Origin of the sequence: Streptomyces sp. 7-21 (assembly GCF_016741785.1) — a bacterium.
GTDB lineage: Bacteria > Actinomycetota > Actinomycetes > Streptomycetales > Streptomycetaceae > Streptomyces.
This window is the reverse complement of the sequence record NZ_JAERRL010000004.1, coordinates 33291-48627: the sequence shown is the minus strand read 5'-3', so window position 1 is coordinate 48627 and position 15337 is coordinate 33291. Positions and strand designations below refer to the sequence as shown.

The 15337-nt window shown below is 73.5% G+C and carries 13 protein-coding genes, 1 tRNA gene and 1 riboswitch; of the genes, 3 read left to right on the top strand and 11 right to left on the bottom strand.

All coding sequences use genetic code 11. From position 1 onward, the window contains the following. Positions 1 to 218: 218 nt before the first annotated feature. Positions 219 to 1610 (bottom strand): cystathionine beta-synthase, encoded by a 1392-nt coding sequence (locus JK356_RS05925; RefSeq protein WP_201866483.1) that lies wholly within the window; start codon positions 1608 to 1610, stop codon positions 219 to 221. Positions 1611 to 1814: 204 nt separating this feature from the next. On the opposite strand from JK356_RS05925, the gene JK356_RS05920 reads away from it, so the two are divergent. From JK356_RS05920 to JK356_RS05910, 3 genes are all read left to right on the top strand, one after another. Beyond that, on the top strand, positions 1815 to 2876 hold the full coding sequence (locus JK356_RS05920) for an SGNH/GDSL hydrolase family protein (RefSeq protein WP_201866482.1): 1062 nt from the start codon (positions 1815 to 1817) through the stop codon (positions 2874 to 2876). A gap of 180 nt (positions 2877 to 3056) precedes the next feature. Further along, on the top strand, positions 3057 to 4043 hold the full coding sequence (locus JK356_RS05915) for a hypothetical protein (RefSeq protein WP_201866481.1): 987 nt from the start codon (positions 3057 to 3059) through the stop codon (positions 4041 to 4043). A 21-nt stretch (positions 4044 to 4064) separates the two neighbouring features. Next, positions 4065 to 4385 carry a hypothetical protein gene (locus tag JK356_RS05910; RefSeq protein ID WP_201866480.1) on the top strand — a complete coding sequence of 107 codons (321 nt, stop codon included), beginning with the start codon at positions 4065 to 4067 and terminating at the stop codon, positions 4383 to 4385. Positions 4386 to 4524: 139 nt separating this feature from the next. Here JK356_RS05910 and JK356_RS05905 read toward each other — a convergent pair whose 3' ends face one another. The 10 genes from JK356_RS05905 to JK356_RS22310 all read right to left on the bottom strand — a co-directional run bounded on the left by JK356_RS05905 (position 4525) and on the right by JK356_RS22310 (position 15209). Continuing rightward, positions 4525 to 5370 carry a Bax inhibitor-1/YccA family protein gene (locus tag JK356_RS05905; protein WP_201866479.1) on the bottom strand — a complete coding sequence of 282 codons (846 nt, stop codon included), beginning with the start codon at positions 5368 to 5370 and terminating at the stop codon, positions 4525 to 4527. Positions 5371 to 5818: 448 nt separating this feature from the next. Then, positions 5819 to 5900 (bottom strand) — tRNA-Leu (locus tag JK356_RS05900). 281 nt (positions 5901 to 6181) lie between these two features. Beyond that, a complete protein-coding gene (locus tag JK356_RS05895) occupies positions 6182 to 7564 on the bottom strand; it encodes a class I SAM-dependent methyltransferase (protein ID WP_201866478.1) in 1383 nt (460 codons plus the stop codon). 149 nt (positions 7565 to 7713) lie between these two features. Next, positions 7714 to 9123 (bottom strand): NAD(P)/FAD-dependent oxidoreductase, encoded by a 1410-nt coding sequence (locus tag JK356_RS05890; protein ID WP_201866477.1) that lies wholly within the window; start codon positions 9121 to 9123, stop codon positions 7714 to 7716. Positions 9124 to 9381: 258 nt separating this feature from the next. Beyond that, a complete protein-coding gene (locus JK356_RS05885) occupies positions 9382 to 10350 on the bottom strand; it encodes a Ppx/GppA phosphatase family protein (RefSeq protein WP_201866476.1) in 969 nt (322 codons plus the stop codon). Next, positions 10347 to 10928, bottom strand: a complete 582-nt coding sequence (locus tag JK356_RS05880; protein WP_201866475.1) for a DUF501 domain-containing protein — start codon at positions 10926 to 10928, stop codon at positions 10347 to 10349. The genes JK356_RS05885 and JK356_RS05880 overlap by 4 nt, the downstream gene beginning before the upstream one ends. An 83-nt stretch (positions 10929 to 11011) precedes the next feature. Further along, a complete protein-coding gene (locus JK356_RS05875; protein ID WP_201866474.1) occupies positions 11012 to 11491 on the bottom strand; it encodes a septum formation initiator family protein in 480 nt (159 codons plus the stop codon). A gap of 40 nt (positions 11492 to 11531) precedes the next feature. Continuing rightward, positions 11532 to 12812: a phosphopyruvate hydratase gene (gene eno / locus JK356_RS05870; RefSeq protein WP_201866769.1), complete on the bottom strand. Its 1281-nt coding sequence runs from the start codon at positions 12810 to 12812 to the stop codon at positions 11532 to 11534. 218 nt (positions 12813 to 13030) lie between these two features. Beyond that, positions 13031 to 13687, bottom strand: a complete 657-nt coding sequence (locus JK356_RS05865) for a transglycosylase family protein (protein WP_201866473.1) — start codon at positions 13685 to 13687, stop codon at positions 13031 to 13033. Positions 13688 to 13690: 3 nt separating this feature from the next. After that, positions 13691 to 13886, bottom strand: a riboswitch (cyclic di-AMP (ydaO/yuaA leader). Positions 13887 to 14204: 318 nt separating this feature from the next. Beyond that, a complete protein-coding gene (locus tag JK356_RS22310; RefSeq protein ID WP_201866472.1) occupies positions 14205 to 15209 on the bottom strand; it encodes a transglycosylase family protein in 1005 nt (334 codons plus the stop codon). Between the last annotated feature and the right edge of the window lie 128 nt (positions 15210 to 15337).

The window sequence follows — 15337 nt, the reverse complement described above, 5'->3', positions numbered from 1 at the left end:
GCCGCACCCCGGTGTACTCACCAGGGGCGGGACGACGGCGGTCCCCGCGGGGACGCGGGCCGGGTCGGGGCCTCGCGTCCGGGCGACCAGGGAGGTCCGGGAGCCGCTCCGGAGGTCCTTGGTGCCAACACCGAATACTGTGCCGGACGGCTGTTAACGACGCGTTGCCCGTCCGTGACACTTGGGCATCGGAACCCCGCAGACCGGGGAACCGGGCGTCACTCGCCCGCCAGGAAGGCCAGCAGGTCCTGCCGGCTGACGACCCCCACCGGTTCTCCTTCCACGAGCACGACGGCCGCGTCGGCGCCGCGCAGCACCGTCATCAGGTCCGCCACCGGCTCGCCGGAACCGACCAGCGGCAGCGGGGGGCTCATGTGCTGCTCCAGCGGGTCGTTCAGGGAGGCGCGCCGGGTGAACAGCGCGTCCAGCAGCTCCCGTTCCGCTACGGCGCCGACGACCTCCGCCGCCTTGACGTCCGGGTGCCCGGCGCCCGGCTTGACCACCGGCATCTGTGAGACGCCGTACTCCCGCAGCACCTCGATGGCCTGGCCGACCGTCTCGTCGGGGTGCATGTGCACCAGCGAGGGGATGTCGCCCTGCTTGCGCCGCAGCACGTCGCCGACGCGCTGCTCCGGCTCCCCGCCTTCCAGGAAGCCGTAGTCCGCCATCCAGTCGTCGTTGAAGATCTTGCTGAGGTAGCCGCGGCCGCCGTCCGGCAGCAGCACGACCATCACGGCCTCCTCCGCCTCCTCGGGCGGCAGGCGGCGCGCGACGGTCAGCGCCGCGGACACGGCCATGCCGCAGGAGCCGCCGACCAGCAGGCCCTCCTCGCGCGCCAGCCGCCGGGTCATCTGGAAGGAGTCGCGGTCGGAGACGGCCACGATCTCGTCGGGCACGCTGCGGTCGTACGCCTGCGGCCAGAAGTCCTCGCCGACGCCCTCGACCAGGTACGGGCGGCCGGTCCCGCCCGAGTACACCGAGCCCTCCGGGTCGGCTCCGATGATCCGTACCCGGCCGCCGCTGACCTCCTTCAGGTAGCGCCCGGTCCCGCTGATCGTGCCGCCGGTGCCGATGCCCGCGACGAAGTGGGTGATGCGGCCGTCGGTCTGCCGCCACACCTCGGGGCCGGTCGTCTCGTAGTGGGAGAGCGGGTTGTTCTGGTTGCTGTACTGGTCGGGCTTCCACGCGCCCGGCGTCTCCCTGACCAGCCGGTCGGAGACGTTGTAGTACGAGTCCGGGTGCTCGGGCGCCACGGCCGTGGGGCAGACCACCACCTCGGCGCCGTACGCCCGCAACGTGTTGATCTTGTCCGTGGAGACCTTGTCGGGACAGACGAAGATGCAGCGGTAGCCCTTCTGCTGGGCCACGATCGCCAGGCCGACGCCGGTGTTGCCGGAGGTCGGCTCGACGATGACGCCGCCGGGGCGCAGCTCGCCCGAGCGCTCCGCCGCCTCGATCATCCGCAGCGCGATGCGGTCCTTCACCGAACCGCCGGGATTGAAGTACTCGACCTTGGCCAGCACTGTGGCCCGGATGCCGGACGTCACTCGTCCGAGTCGCAGCAGCGGGGTGTTGCCGACCAGGTCGATCATCGACTCGTGATACTGCACGTGGGTCTCCGTGTCTGAGCAGGTTGTCCGCACCCTAGTGCCCGGCTGTCGCTCGTGCGCAAGCGTCGCTCCAGCATTACCCCGCGCTGTCCCGGCTCGACCCGGCCCGCCCCGCGGCGTTGGTCCGGCCGCCGGGGTGGGCACCACACCTGGTGAGGGCTCACCACAGGACGTACACACAACGGGACGGGAGGCGGACGGGTCATGTCGAGGGCGAGGGTGGCACGCAGAATCGCGACCGCCGCTGCCTACGGGGGCGGCGGGATCAGCCTCCTCGGCGGCGCGGCCATCGGGCTGGTGCTGACCGAGGTGCAGTATGCCCGGCGCCGCCTGGGCACCGGCAGCCACGACGAGCCGCCGGTGGCCGACGGCGTCTACGGCACGGCGTTCTCCGCCACCGCCAGGCCGCCCTGGCGGCTGGCGATGCTCGGCGACTCCACCGCGGCCGGCCAGGGCGTCCAGCGCGCCTCGCAGACGCCCGGGGCGTTGCTGGCCAACGGGCTGGCCGCTGTGTCCGAGCGCCCCGTCGAGCTGCACAGCGTCGCGCTTCCCGGCGCCCGGTCGGACGATCTGGAGCGCCAGGTCTCGCTGCTGCTGACCGAGCCGGGCCGCGCTCCCGTCCCCGACGTGTGCGTGATCATCATCGGGGCGAACGACGTGACCGGCCGCGTCTCCCCCGCCCGCTCGGTGAAGTACCTGGCCGACGCGGTGACGCGGCTGCGCACCGCGGGCTGCCAGGTGATCGTCGGGACCTGCCCCGACCTGGGCTCGGTGGAGCCCGTCGGGGAGCCGCTGCGGTGGATCGCGCGGCGGCTGTGCCGTCAGCTGGCGGCGGCGCAGACGATCGCCGTCGTGGAGCTGGGCGGCAGGACGGTGTCGCTGGGCGCGCTGCTCGGACCGGAGTTCGCCGCGAACCCGAGGGAGCTGTTCGGCCCGGACCGGTACCACCCCTCCGCCGAGGGGTACGCCACGGCGGCGATGGCGATCCTGCCGACGCTGTGCGCCGCGCTCGGCGTCTGGCCGGAGGAGCGGCTGCCCGGGACGGCGCCGCACGAGCGTGTGATGCCGGTGGCGCACGCCGCGGCGCGGGCCGCCGCGGAGAGCGGCACGGAGGTCACGGCGGCGCGGGCTCCGGGGCGGCGCACGCCCTGGGCGCGGCTGACGCGGCGCCGCCGGCAGCCGGCGACGGCCCACGGCGGGGGCGGCCGTCCGGCCGGGACCGCCGCGGCCCGGGTATATGCCAGCGATACCGAAGCGGGCCCGTGATGTGATGCACGCCGGATCGGCGCGCGTCTTCCCAGCTCAGTCCCAGCTCAGCGCGGGAGTGACGAACGTCCCGGGACGAAGTACCTGTCCGATTCATGACGTTTCGCACTGCACCCCGTAGTCGCGCCGCGGAAACCTGAGATAAGAAATCAGGGACGCAAGAGCACTGGGAGCGAGTCCGTGAGCGCCATATCCGTCATCCTGCTGGCGACCGCAGGCACCGCCGTCGGCCTCGGCGTCGCTGTCCTGCACACCGCCCGCCGCATGCGCGGCGAACTCGCCGAGCTGCGCGCCGACCTCGCGCGCCGCCCGGTTCCCGCGGCGCGCCCCGCGCCTGGCCCGGAGGAGATCCGCGCGGCCGTGACCGAGGCGCTCGCCGCCGAGCGGGAACGCGAGCTGGCGGAGGCCCGCGCGTACTGGGCGGAGCACGACGCCCGCGGCGGCGATGGCCCCGGCGCGCTCCTGGACGCGCACCTGGGAACGCACCTGGACTACGACGTCCCTGACGAGGCGGACGACGAGCTGCTCGACGCACTGCTGGAGCGCTACCTGCTCAGCGACGGCGTGCACCGCTCCCCCGCCGCCCGCGAGGGCGGCCCGCTGCCGCGCCAGCAGGACGGCGTCTCGGCGCTGGACGCCGCCGATGCCGCTGGCATCGTGGACGCCGTCGAGGCGGCGCGCGCCGCCCACGCCGCGGAGCCGGAGAGCCCCCAGGCCGAGGAGACCGGCGGCAGCGACGCTCCCGGGGAGCCGGAAGAGACCGGGTCCCCCGAGGACCACGCCGAGCCCGCCGAACTGGCGGCGGCGCGGCGGCGCCACCCCTCGCACCCCGGCTACACGCTCACCGGGGAGCCGGTCGGCGAGCAGCAGCGCACGGCCGACCGCCTGGCGTGGCTGGCCGAGTCCCGCACGCCGCTGGCGGACGTCCAGCCGGGGCCGCTGGGCACGCTCGACGTCTTCCGCTTCGCCGACGGCACCACCATGTGCCTTGCTCCCAGCCACCAGGACGTGGCCGAGCGGCTCGCGGCTGCCGTGCGCGCCGGGCAGGCGCCGGTGCTGATGGGCGGCTCGGGCATCTCGGGCGCCTACGCCCTGACGTTCTCGTGCGGCGAGGAGAACCTGTACGTGCTGGCCGACCGCGTCGTGACGACGCCGAGCTCCTCCTGAGCGGGCGGCCCGGTGGGCACGGTGACGGCGCTCGAGGAGTTCGACGCGGCGGTGGAGGCGGTCAGCGACCGCCTCCGTGCGCTGCCGGAGAGCGTGCTGCGGCGCGGTGCCGCCGCGCGCGGGCTGCGCCTGGCCCGGGAGCTGGCGCGGCGTGCCTGGGAGCTGGAGGGGCACGGTGACGCGGCACCGCCCGAGGTGCCGGACCTGGGGATCTTCGTGGTGGCCGACCAGGTCGCCGTCACCGGACACGACCTGTCCGAGGCGCTGCGGCGCGCCGGGACACCGCCGTCGGGCGGCCCCGCGGCCGAGGCCGCGGCGCTGCTGCGCGGCTGGCGGCCCTGAGCGGGCCGGCCCGCGAGGCGGCCGGGGCGGACGGAGGACGGAGACGGATAAGGGAAAACGGACAACGGAGAACGGAAAACGGCCGGAGGGCCCGGGTCGGAACCCGGGCCCTCCGGCCGTGTGCACAGGCGGGCTGTCGTCACTCGCCCTGAAGGATGGCGACCAGGCGCAGGAACTCCATGTAGATCCACACCAGCGTCAGGGTCAGACCGAAGGCGGCCAGCCACGACTCCTTCTCGGGAGCGCCGTAGGCGATGCCGTCCTCGACCATCTTGAAGTCCAGCGCCAGGAAGCAGGCGCCGAGAACGATGCCGGCGAGACCGAACAGGATGCCGAGGCCGCCGTCACGCAGGCCCAGGCCGTTGCCGTCGCCGATCAGGGCGACGATCAGGTTGACCGCCGACAGCAGGATGAAGCCGATGGCGGCGGCCATCACGAAGCGGGTGAAGCGGGCGTTGACCCGGATGATCCGCTGCTTGTACATGAACAGCACGCCGGCGAAGACCGCCATCGTGCCCAGGACCGCCTGCATCGCCGCGCCGGGTGCGTACTGGTTAATGGCGCTGCTGATGGTGCCGAGGAACAGGCCCTCGAGGGCCGCGTAGCCAATGATCAGCGCGGGCGAGGGCTCGCGCCGGAAGGACTGCCACAGCGCCAGACCCATGGCCGCCAGGGCGAACACGACGCCGAGGCCGACCGGCATGTCGCTCAGCCAGGCCGCGGCGGCCGCCACGACGACGGTGCCCAGGGTGATCGCCGTCCGGGAGACGACGCTGTCGATGGTCATCACGCCGGGGCGCGCCGGGGCACCGGGGATCACACCGCCCGGGCCCACCTGCGGCGCGTAGGGGTTACCCGGCTGGGCGTAGGGATTGGTAGGGGCGTGGGGCATGCCCGTCTGGAGCTGCGGCCCGGCGTTGAAGCCGGCGTAGCCGCCATCCCGACTGAAGCCCCGACGCGTGAAGACCGGGTTGCTGCTCCTCATCTCTCTCCTCCATGGCCGCACGGCACGACCTCGACTACCAGAGTAATGCGTTAGCAAAGAACGCACGGTAGTGCACTCGTAAAAACGAACGGAAGGCCCTCGCTGTTCCAGGCGGGAAACGGTTTCACCCGCGTGCGGCGGCGGGGCTGACGGCCGTCCCTCCCCGGGGTGGCCCGCCGGGGTTCCCGCGGCGTTCTTCTCCGGCTTCTCCGGTTGCCCCTCCGGTTGTCCCTCCGGTGGGCCGGCCGGTGGCCCCGCGGGCCGCCGGGTGCCGCGGAGCCGCTGCGCACCGGCCCAAAGGGACCGCGGGACGAACCGGCGGGGCACCGGCGGCACGGGCACGGCAACACGGGTGCCACGCGGGCGCCGGACACGGCAACGGAGCGTCAGATTCCGCCGGGCACAGGCGGGTCGGAGCTCAGGACGGGCGCGGCGGACGGCCGTGGGGTGCCCGGAGCCGGACTTGAACCGGCACGGCCCGAAGGCCAGCGAGTTTTAAGCTCACCGTGTCTGCATTCCACCATCCGGGCACAGATCCCAGGCCGTTCGAGCGTGCGCGCGCCGTGGGGGCGTGCTCATCGAGCTTAACCGGGACGACCACCCGAACAGCGAGTACGCAAAGCGATGTTGTCTGATTTTATGAGCCCCTGATGGCGTGTCAGCGACGATGTCGCAGCCACGGCCGCCCGCGTGCGCCGCCCCCCGGCGCAGGAATGACGCAAACTCACTCCGCGCATGCACGTGCACTCAGAGAGATGGTAGCGCGGCCTTCCCCCCGCACGCCGGGCGGCGCGGTCAACCCGCCCCCCGGCTACGCCGGTTCTGTCCAGGCGCGGGGCCGCAGCGGCAGCCCGGAGGCGCCGTCCGGCGCCGTGCGCACCGCCAGGATCTGGTTGACGCCGATGCGGGCCCGTTCGAACGCCAGCGTTGACGCCGCCATGTACAGCAGCCAGATCCGGGCACGGGCGGGCGAGGCCAGCGACACGGCCCGCTTCCAGTTGTCCTGGAGGTTGCGCACCCAGGCGCGCAGCGTCAGCGCGTAGTGCTCCCGCAGCGACTCCACGTCCCGCACCTCGAATCCCGCGCGCTCCAGGAGGTCCACGGTGCTGCCGACCGGGGCGAGTTCACCGTCCGGGAAGACGTAGGCGTCGATGAACGGATCGATGCGGTAGGCGGACTCGTCGTGCCACGGCGGCCGCGCGATCTGGTGGTTGAGCAGCCGGCCGCCCTCCCGCAGCAGCCCGTGCAGCCGCGTCGCGTACTGGCGGTACCGCGCCGCGCCAACGTGCTCGGCCATGCCGACCGAGGCGATGGCGTCGAACGGCCCGTCGTCCGTCTCCCGGTAGTCCTGGATCCGGATCTCGACCCGGTCCGCCAGCCCGGCCGCGGCCACGCGGCGCCGGGCGCGGGCCGCCTGCTCCGCGGAGAGCGTGATGCCGACGGCCCTGACCCCGTACCGCTCGGCGGCGTGCAGCACGAGCGAGCCCCAGCCGCAGCCGACGTCGAGGAGCCGCTGGCCCTCGCGCAGCGCGAGCTTGCGGCAGATCAGGTCAAGCTTGGCGGCCTGCGCCCGCTCCAGGGAGGTGGTGCCCGGCTCCCACACCGCGCATGAGTAGACCAGGGACGGCCCGAGCACCAGCTCGTAGAACTCGTTGCCCACGTCGTAGTGGTGGCTGACGGCCTGGCGGTCGCGGCGCGGGGAATGGGCCTTGCCGCGGTGCCTGAGCGTGCGCCGCGACCGGGGCACCTCCTGGCGCGGGGGCGGCGGCGGAACGGGCAGCGCACCGGCGAGCGTCACCAGTTCGCGGGCCGCCCGCAGGAGCGCGCGCGGCGGCGCCTGCGGCAGGCCGCGCCGCCGTCCGGCGCCGGCGCGCGGGCCGGCGAGACGCTCCAGCCGTTCCAGCGCGGCGAACAGGTCGCCGTCGACGTCCACCTCGCCGGCCACCCAGGCGCGGGCCAGCCCGAGTTCGCCGGGGCGGAACAGCACCCGGCGCAGCGCCCGCCGGTGCCGCACCACGAGCACCGGCCCGTCCGGCGGCCCCGCCTCACTGCCGTCCCACGCCCGCAGGCGCAGTGGCAAGGGGGTGCCGAGGAGCTGCCCGGCGAGAGCGGCGAGCCTGTCAGCTGCGGTTGCGTCGGCCACGGGAGTCACCTTCCCTTGCGGCTGGCACGGCGGAGACGGGAAGCGGGACATTCCTCCCGCTTCCCCCACCTTCGCACCACGAGGGGCCCGGCACACCCCCGCACACGCGCGGCGCGGCAAGGGCGGCCGGCAAGGGCTCCCGGGGCAGCCGGCGCCGGGTCTGCGCCTGTGGCCTCGGCCGGTCTCCCCGGCCGGTGTTCTCAGCCCGCCTTGGCGGTCGGCTTCTCGCGCTCCTCGGCCCGCTTCCCGGCCTGCTTGGCCTGGGCGGCGGCCGTCACCGGGGCGGCTGCCTCGTAGAACTCCTCGCGCGGGTTCTCCACCGCGCCGAGGGAGACGACCTCCCGGCGGGTGAACATGCCGAGCGTCCAGTCGGCGAAGACCCGGATCTTGCGGTTCCACGTCGGCACCGCCAGGCCGTGGTAGCCGCGGTGCAGGTACCAGCCGAGGCGGCCGCGGAACCGGAGCGTCAGCTTGCCGAACCGCAGCATCGCGACGCCCTTGTGCAGGCCGAGGCCCGCCACGGCGCCGAGGCTGGCGTGCTTGTACTCCTTCTGCGGGAATCCGCGCATCCCGGCGATGACGTTGTCGCCGAGCACCTTGGCCTGCCGCAGCGCGTGCTGAGCGTTCGGCGGGCACCAGGCGTTCTCCTGCCCGGCGGCCCGGGCGGCGAGGTCGGGCACCTGGGCGTTGTCCCCGGCCGCCCAGATGTAGTCCGTCCCCTTGACCTGGAGGGTCGCCTCGGTGTCCACGTGGCCCTTGGGGCCGAGCGGCAGGCCCAGCCGCGCCAGGGCGGGGTTGGGCTTGACGCCCGCGGTCCACACGATGGTGTTGGAGTCGGCCACCACTCCGTTGCTGAGCTCCACGCGTCCGTCCACGCAGGAGGTAACCGACGTCTTCAGGTGCACCTCGATGCCGCGCTTCTTCAGGTGCTCCAGTCCCCACTCGCCGAGCTTCGGGCCGACCTCGGGCAGGATCCGGTCGGCCACGTCCACGAGCACGAAGCGCATATCCTCGCGCGAGAGGGAGGGGTAGTACTTGGCGGCGTCGCGCGCCATGTCCTCGACCTCGCCGATGGTCTCGGCACCGGCGAAGCCGCCGCCGACGAAGACGAACGTCAGCGCCTTGCGGCGGATCTCCGGGTCCCGGGTCGAGTCGGCCTTGTCGAGCTGCTCGAGCACGTGGTTGCGCAGGCCGATGGCCTCCTCGACGCCCTTCATCCCGATGCCGTGCTCGGCGAGCCCCGGGATGGGGAACGTGCGGGAGACGGCACCCATCGCCACCACGAGGTAGTCGAAGGGGACCTCGTAGGAGTCACCGACGAGCGGGGCGACCGTGGCGACCTTGCGGTCCTGGTCGATGCCGGTGACACGGCCGGTGAGAACCTCCGCCTTGGAGAGCACTCGCCGCAGCGGCACCACGACGTGACGCGGGGAGATGCTCCCTGCCGCCGCCTCGGGGAGGAACGGCTGGTAGGTCATGTACGAGCGCGGGTCGACGACGGTGACCGTCGCCTCGCCGTAGCGCATCTTCTTCAGAATCCTGCGGGCCGCGTACAGGCCGACGTACCCGCCACCCACGACGAGAATTCGGGGACGCTCCGTGGTGCTCATGCCTCCGAGTATCCCTCCGCCCCCTAGGGGGTCCTCGTGAGGCCCTTCACAAGGTGGCGCGGGGTTTCTGCTACACTTCGCTCTTCTTTGCTGACCTGCCCGGCCTCGTCCGGATCGTCCCAGGTCAGCGAGCGGCCCTGCGCGGCGCTCCGGCCGCCGTGAGCGGCGTCACTCTCCCGGAACCGGCGGCACCGGGGAGAAAGCCGGGAAAAGGCGGCCGGGAGGGCCGCCTGTGCACCGCGGATCACGTGAAAAACTTCACGAACTCTCTTGCGGCGCCGCCGGGACCACCGACCACACGATGCCGTCCAGGATGTCCTTCTCGCTGACCAGGACCTCGGCGGCGCCCGTGCGCTCCATGATCCGCCACAGCACCAGCGCCCCGGCGCCGATGACGTCCACCCGGCCCGGATGGATGACCGGGACCGCCGCCCGCTGCTCGTGGGTGGCGGCCAGCAGCCAGCGGGTGATCTCCCCGACCCGCTCCCGGCTGACGCGGGCGTGGTGGATGGCGGCGGAGTCGTACTCCCGCAGGCCCAGTGCGAGGGCGGCGACGGTCGTCACCGAGCCGGCCAGTCCCACCAGGGTGCCGGCCTCAGCCAGCGGCACGTCGCGCTCCGCTTCGTCGAGCGCGGCGTCGATGTCGGCCGTCATGGCCTCGATCCGCTCGGCCGGCACGGGCCCTGACCGCGCCGCGCCGTCCGCCAGGTGCCGCTCCGTCAGCCGGACGCACCCGATGTCCACGCTGCGCGACGCCCGCACGTACCCGTCGCCGAGCACGAACTCGGTGGACCCGCCGCCGATGTCCGTGACCAGGAACGGGGCGGTGACGTCCAGCCGCCCGGCCAGCTCCCGGGTGGCCCCGGTGTACGACAGCCCGGCCTCCTCCTCGCCCGAGATCACCTCGGGCACGACGCCGAGGATGTCCTTCACCCCGGCGGTGAACTCGTCGCGGTTCTCCGCGTCCCGCGAGGCGGACGTGGCCACGAAGCGCAGCCGGCCGGGCGTCACGCCGTACTCCCGCAGCACGGCGGCGTAGGCGCGGCACGCGTCGAACGTCCGCTCCAGCGCCTCGGGCGCCAGGCGGCCGGTGCGGTCCACGCCCTGGCCGAGCCGGACGATCTCCATCCGGCGCTCCAGGTCGGTCAGCTCGCCGGTGGCCGGGTCGGCGTCGGCGACCAGCAGGCGGATGGAGTTGGTCCCGCAGTCGATGGCGGCGGCCCTCATGCCGTGGCTCCCTCGTCGTCTGCGTGCCGCGCGCCCTGCCCCGGGGTGTCCTCGGCTGCCCCCGGTTCCTCCGGATCTTCCGGTTCCTCCGGCTCCAGCCGCACGCACGGACCCTTGCGCCACCACTCGGGCAGCTTCGCCAGGGCCTCGTCACCGAACGGGTTGACGCCGGGCCCGGCCGCCAGCGCGTGGGCGACCAGCGCGTGCAGGCACTTCACGCGCGTGGGCATGCCCCCCGCGCTCGGGAAGCCGGGCAGCACCTCGACGGCGTCGCGCCGCGCCAGGTAGTCCTCGTGGGCGGCGCGGTAGGCGGCGGCCAGTTCCGGGTCCTGGGCGAGCCGCGCGGTCATCTCCTTCATCAGGCCGGACGACTCCAGGCCGCCGATGGCGGAGGCCGCGCGGGGGCACGTGAGGTAGAAGGTGGTCGGGAACGGCGAGCCGTCGGGCAGCCGCGGCGCGGTCTCCACGACGTCCGGGTTGCCGCACGGGCAGCGGTGCGCCACACCGCGCAGTGCGCGGGGTTCGCGCCCGAGCTGCGCGCGGACCACGGCCTTGTCGGCGGGTGTCGGGGCTTCCATGACGCTCTCCCGGGTCGGGTTGCGGGCGGACGGCGGGATCACCGGGGAGGCGAACGGGCCTCGCCGCGGCGGGGCGGCGCGGCTCAGCCGGACTGGTCCGCCCGGTCGACCCCGTCCCACAGGTTGTCATACCAGGGCTGCTCGGCCGCGTCCGTGTCGTCGCCGAGCCCGGGTGCCCCGGCGCCGCTGCCCGCGCCCGGCACGATGTACGCCGTCTCGCCCGGCCTGACGTAGTGCAGCCGCTCACGCGCCTGCCGCTCCACGAAGGCAGGGTCCTGCCAACGGGCCTTGAGATCGCGCAGTTCCCGCACCTCCTCGCGTGCCCGCTCCAGTTCGCTGCGCTGGTCGGCGATGTCGGCGCGCTGGGAGACGTACTGCCGCAGCGGATACGCCAGCGCGACGACGAGCCCGCAGACGACGAGCGCGAGAAGCGCGGCCCGGCCGGTCAGGCGGCTGCGCCGCGGCGGGCGCCGCAGCCTGCGGCTCTGTGCCCGGTAGACCCGCGCGGCGGCCTGCGAGCCGAGCGCCCGCAGCCGCGTCGCCGTGGAGAACCGCTCCGCCATTGGACCGCGCCTCCTCGCTGTCGCTCGCCGTCAGCTGCCGTCAGCCCTTGAACCGGGGGAACGCCGACCGGCCGGCGTAGACCGCCGCGTCGTCGAGGATCTCCTCGATCCGCATGAGCTGGTTGTACTTGGCCACGCGCTCGGAGCGGGCCGGCGCGCCGGTCTTGATCTGGCCGCAGTTGGTGGCGACGGCCAGGTCGGCGATGGTGACGTCCTCGGTCTCGCCGGAGCGGTGGGACATCATGCACTTGAAGCCGTTGCGCTGGGCCAGCTCGACCGCGTCCAGGGTCTCGGTCAGCGAGCCGATCTGGTTGACCTTGACCAGCAGCGCGTTGGCGGCCTTCTGGTCGATGCCGCGCTGGAGCCGCTCGGGGTTGGTGACGAACAGGTCGTCGCCGACGATCTGGATGCGGTCGCCGAGCCGCGCCGTCAGCGCCGTCCAGCCGTCCCAGTCCTCCTCGCTCAGCGGGTCCTCGATGGAGACCAGCGGGTACGCCTCGACCAGCTCGGCGTAGTAGTCCGTCATCTCGGAGGCGCTGCGGGTGGTGCCCTCGAACCGGTAGGAGCCCTCGGAGAAGAACTCGGTGGCGGCGATGTCCAGGGCGAGCGCGATGTCCTGGCCGGGGGTGTAGCCCGCCTTCTGGATGGCCTCGACGATCAGGTCCAGCGCCTCGCGGTTGGAGGACAGGCTGGGCGCGAAGCCGCCCTCGTCGCCGAGGCCGGTGGACAGGCCGCGCTCCTTGAGCACGGACTTCAGCGTGTGGTACGTCTCGGCGCCCCAGCGGACGGCCTCGGAGAACGACTCGGCGCCGATCGGCGCGATCATGAACTCCTGGATGTCGACGTTGGAGTCGGCGTGGGCTCCGCCGTTGAGGATGTTCATCATCGGCACGGGCAGCAGGTGCGCGTTCGGCCCGCCGAGGTAACGGAAGAGCGGCAGGTCACGCGACTCCGACGCGGCGTGCGCCACGGCGAGCGAGACGCCGAGGATGGCGTTGGCGCCGAGGGAGGACTTGTCGGCGGTGGCGTCGAGGTCGAACATCGCCTGGTCGATCAGGCGCTGTTCGGTGGCGTCGTAGCCGACCAGCTCCGGACCGATCTGCTCGATGACCGCGAGCACCGCCTTCTCGACACCCTTGCCCTTGTAGCGCGAGGCGTCTCCGTCCCGCAGTTCCAGGGCCTCGAACGCTCCGGTGGACGCGCCGGAGGGCACCGCCGCGCGGCCGGTGCTGTGATCGTCGAGGCCGACCTCGACCTCGACCGTGGGGTTGCCGCGCGAGTCGAGGATCTCCCGGGCTACGACGACGTCGATGGACGGCACGAGCGTCTCCTTCATGTCAGTCATGTCGGTCGGGCGTCACTCACTCCTGGTTCCGCCCTGAAGAGACTAACCGGCGGGCGACCCGCCGTCGCTCCTCAGCTCGCCGCCGCACCCCCCTTTTTGTTTAATCGAGGAAGAAAACCCGGTGCCGGGCGCGTGAACGCGCCTGGCACCGGGCGGTGTTGGGCGCCGCCCGGGCGGGCGGCGCGTGAGATGCCTTACAGGCTCAGCTCCTGGCCGGGGAAGATCAGGTCCGGGTCGTCGCCGATGACCTGCTTGTTGCTGGCGTAGATGGCCTGCCAGGTGGTGCCGTGGGCCTCGGCGATGGCCGACAGCGTGTCGCCGGCGACCACCGTGTAGGAGGAGCCGCCGGAACGCGGCGCCGGCTCAGGGGCGGACTGGGTCTGGGCCGGGGCCTGCTCCGGCTCGGGAGCGGGCTCGGTGGCCTCCTGGCCGCCGCTGGGGTCCACGTCGGCCGCCGGGCCGCCCGCGGACAGGCCGGCCTGCGCGCCGCAGACGGGCCAGGCGCCCGGACCCTGCATCGACAGCAGCACCTCGGCGGTGGCGATCTGCTGGTCCTTGGTGGCCAGGTCGGCGCGCGGCGCGTACTGGGTGCCGCCCGCGGCCTCCCAGCTGGACTGGGTGAACTGCAGGCCGCCGTAGAAGCCGTTGCCGGTGTTGATGGACCAGTCGCCGCCGGACTCACACTGGGCGACGGCCTCCCAGGTCTCGACGGAGGCGGCCTGCGCGCCGCTGGCGCTGATCAGCGGCAGGGCGACGGCGGCGCCGGTGACGCCAGCCGCGGTGGCGACGCGGGTCGCCTTGGACGGACGGCGGTGGCGGCCGCTGCCCTTGAACGTCTCCTTGAACAGCATGACGTACCTCCTCACCGACGCCTGCGAGGTGAGCTGTCGGGTTCGGGCCGGTGAGTGGCCCGGCGGCGCGGCGGTGCCGCGCGCGCTTCACCCCGAGCCGTCCGGTTCCTGGGCTGGACGGACGGCGGCCACGGCCGGATGCGGTCCGGCGGTCGTGGTGGGTCCCCCGCTCCTGCCTGCGGTGTGACGGATGAACGATCGGTGTCCCTCCAGGCCGGCGGCAGGATTCGGCGTCACGGCCTGCGGCGCCCGGCGTGACCGGGCCCAGGGACACTAAGCACAGGCCACCTAACGATTCAAGAACGATCAAGATCGCCAACGCGCGGAGCCTTGACAGACCTTGACAGCCTCTCGCGGGAATCAGCGCAGGTCAGCGCCCAATCGGACAGTGCGGACCAGTCAGGACACACCCGAATCCGAAGGAGATGATGGTCACACTTGGGCGAGCGGGGTGCGGCGCCGGATGCGGCGGACCTCACAGTCCAGCACGACAGTCCGGCACGACAGTCCAGCGCGGCTAACACTCCGGCACGGCCAGGTCCAGCCGCTGGCCCGGGAAGATGAGGTCCGGATCGTCGCCTACGACCGATTCGTTCGCGCGGTAGAGCGCCGGCCAGCCGCCCGGCACGTCGTGCTCGGCGGCGATGGCGGAGAGCGTGTCGCCGCGCCGCACCTCGTAGCGCTGGCCGTCCTGCCCGCCCCGGGCGGCGTGACGGCCGCCGCCGGACTCGCCGGCGCGCCGCTCCTCGTCGGGGTCGGGGGCGCCGCGGTGGCGCCCGGTGCCGGCCTCGGCCGGCGGGACGTCGCGCTCTTCGGCGGCGCCGGACCCGCCGGACTCCGGCGAGGACTCAGAGGCGCCCGCCTCCCCGGTCCTCGTGTCACCCGTGTCACCCGTGTCACCCGTGTCACCGGTGTCACTGGTGTCCTCCGCGTCGCCGGTGTCACCGCCGGTCCCGCGCTCTTCCTCCTGGCCGCCGCGGCCGGACTCCTGGCCGGCGCTGGAGCCGTCCGCTCCGCCGTTGTCTTCCGCGGTCCCGCCGGTGCCGGTGTCAGCCTCCGTGCCCGTCTGGCCGTCGGCCTGCTCCTCGGTCCCGCCGCCGGCCTCCTCGCCGGTCTGGCCGTCCGCCGCCTCGCGCTCCGCGCGGAACTCCTCCCACAGCCCGGACAGCAGCGCGCAGCCCGGCAGCGCCTCCTGCCCCTGGTCGGCCAGCATCCGCTCGACGACGGAGATCTGCTGCTCGCGGCTGGCGAGGTCGGGCCGGGGGGCGATGTCCAGGCCGCCGTACGCCTCCCACATCTCCAGCGTCAGCTGGAAGCCGCCGTAGTAGCCGTTGCCGGTGTTCGCGCTCCAGTCACCGCCGCTCTCGCACTCAGCGGCCCGGTCCCACGCCCCGTCGCTGACGGCCGACGCCGACCCCGCCCCGAGGAGCGGCAGCGCGAGCCCCGCGCCCGTCACCCCGGCGGTGACGACGAAGGCGGGCGCCTGCCTGGGACGGCGGTGACGGCCGGTACCGGAACGCATCGGGGGACCTCTCACTCGGGGACAGGACACCGCGGCACCAACGCCCCAGCGCCGGTACCGCGTTGAGGGCAGAACCTAACCGCCTCACGGTTCGATCACAAGCCGGTGCCGCCGAGATCACACGCACA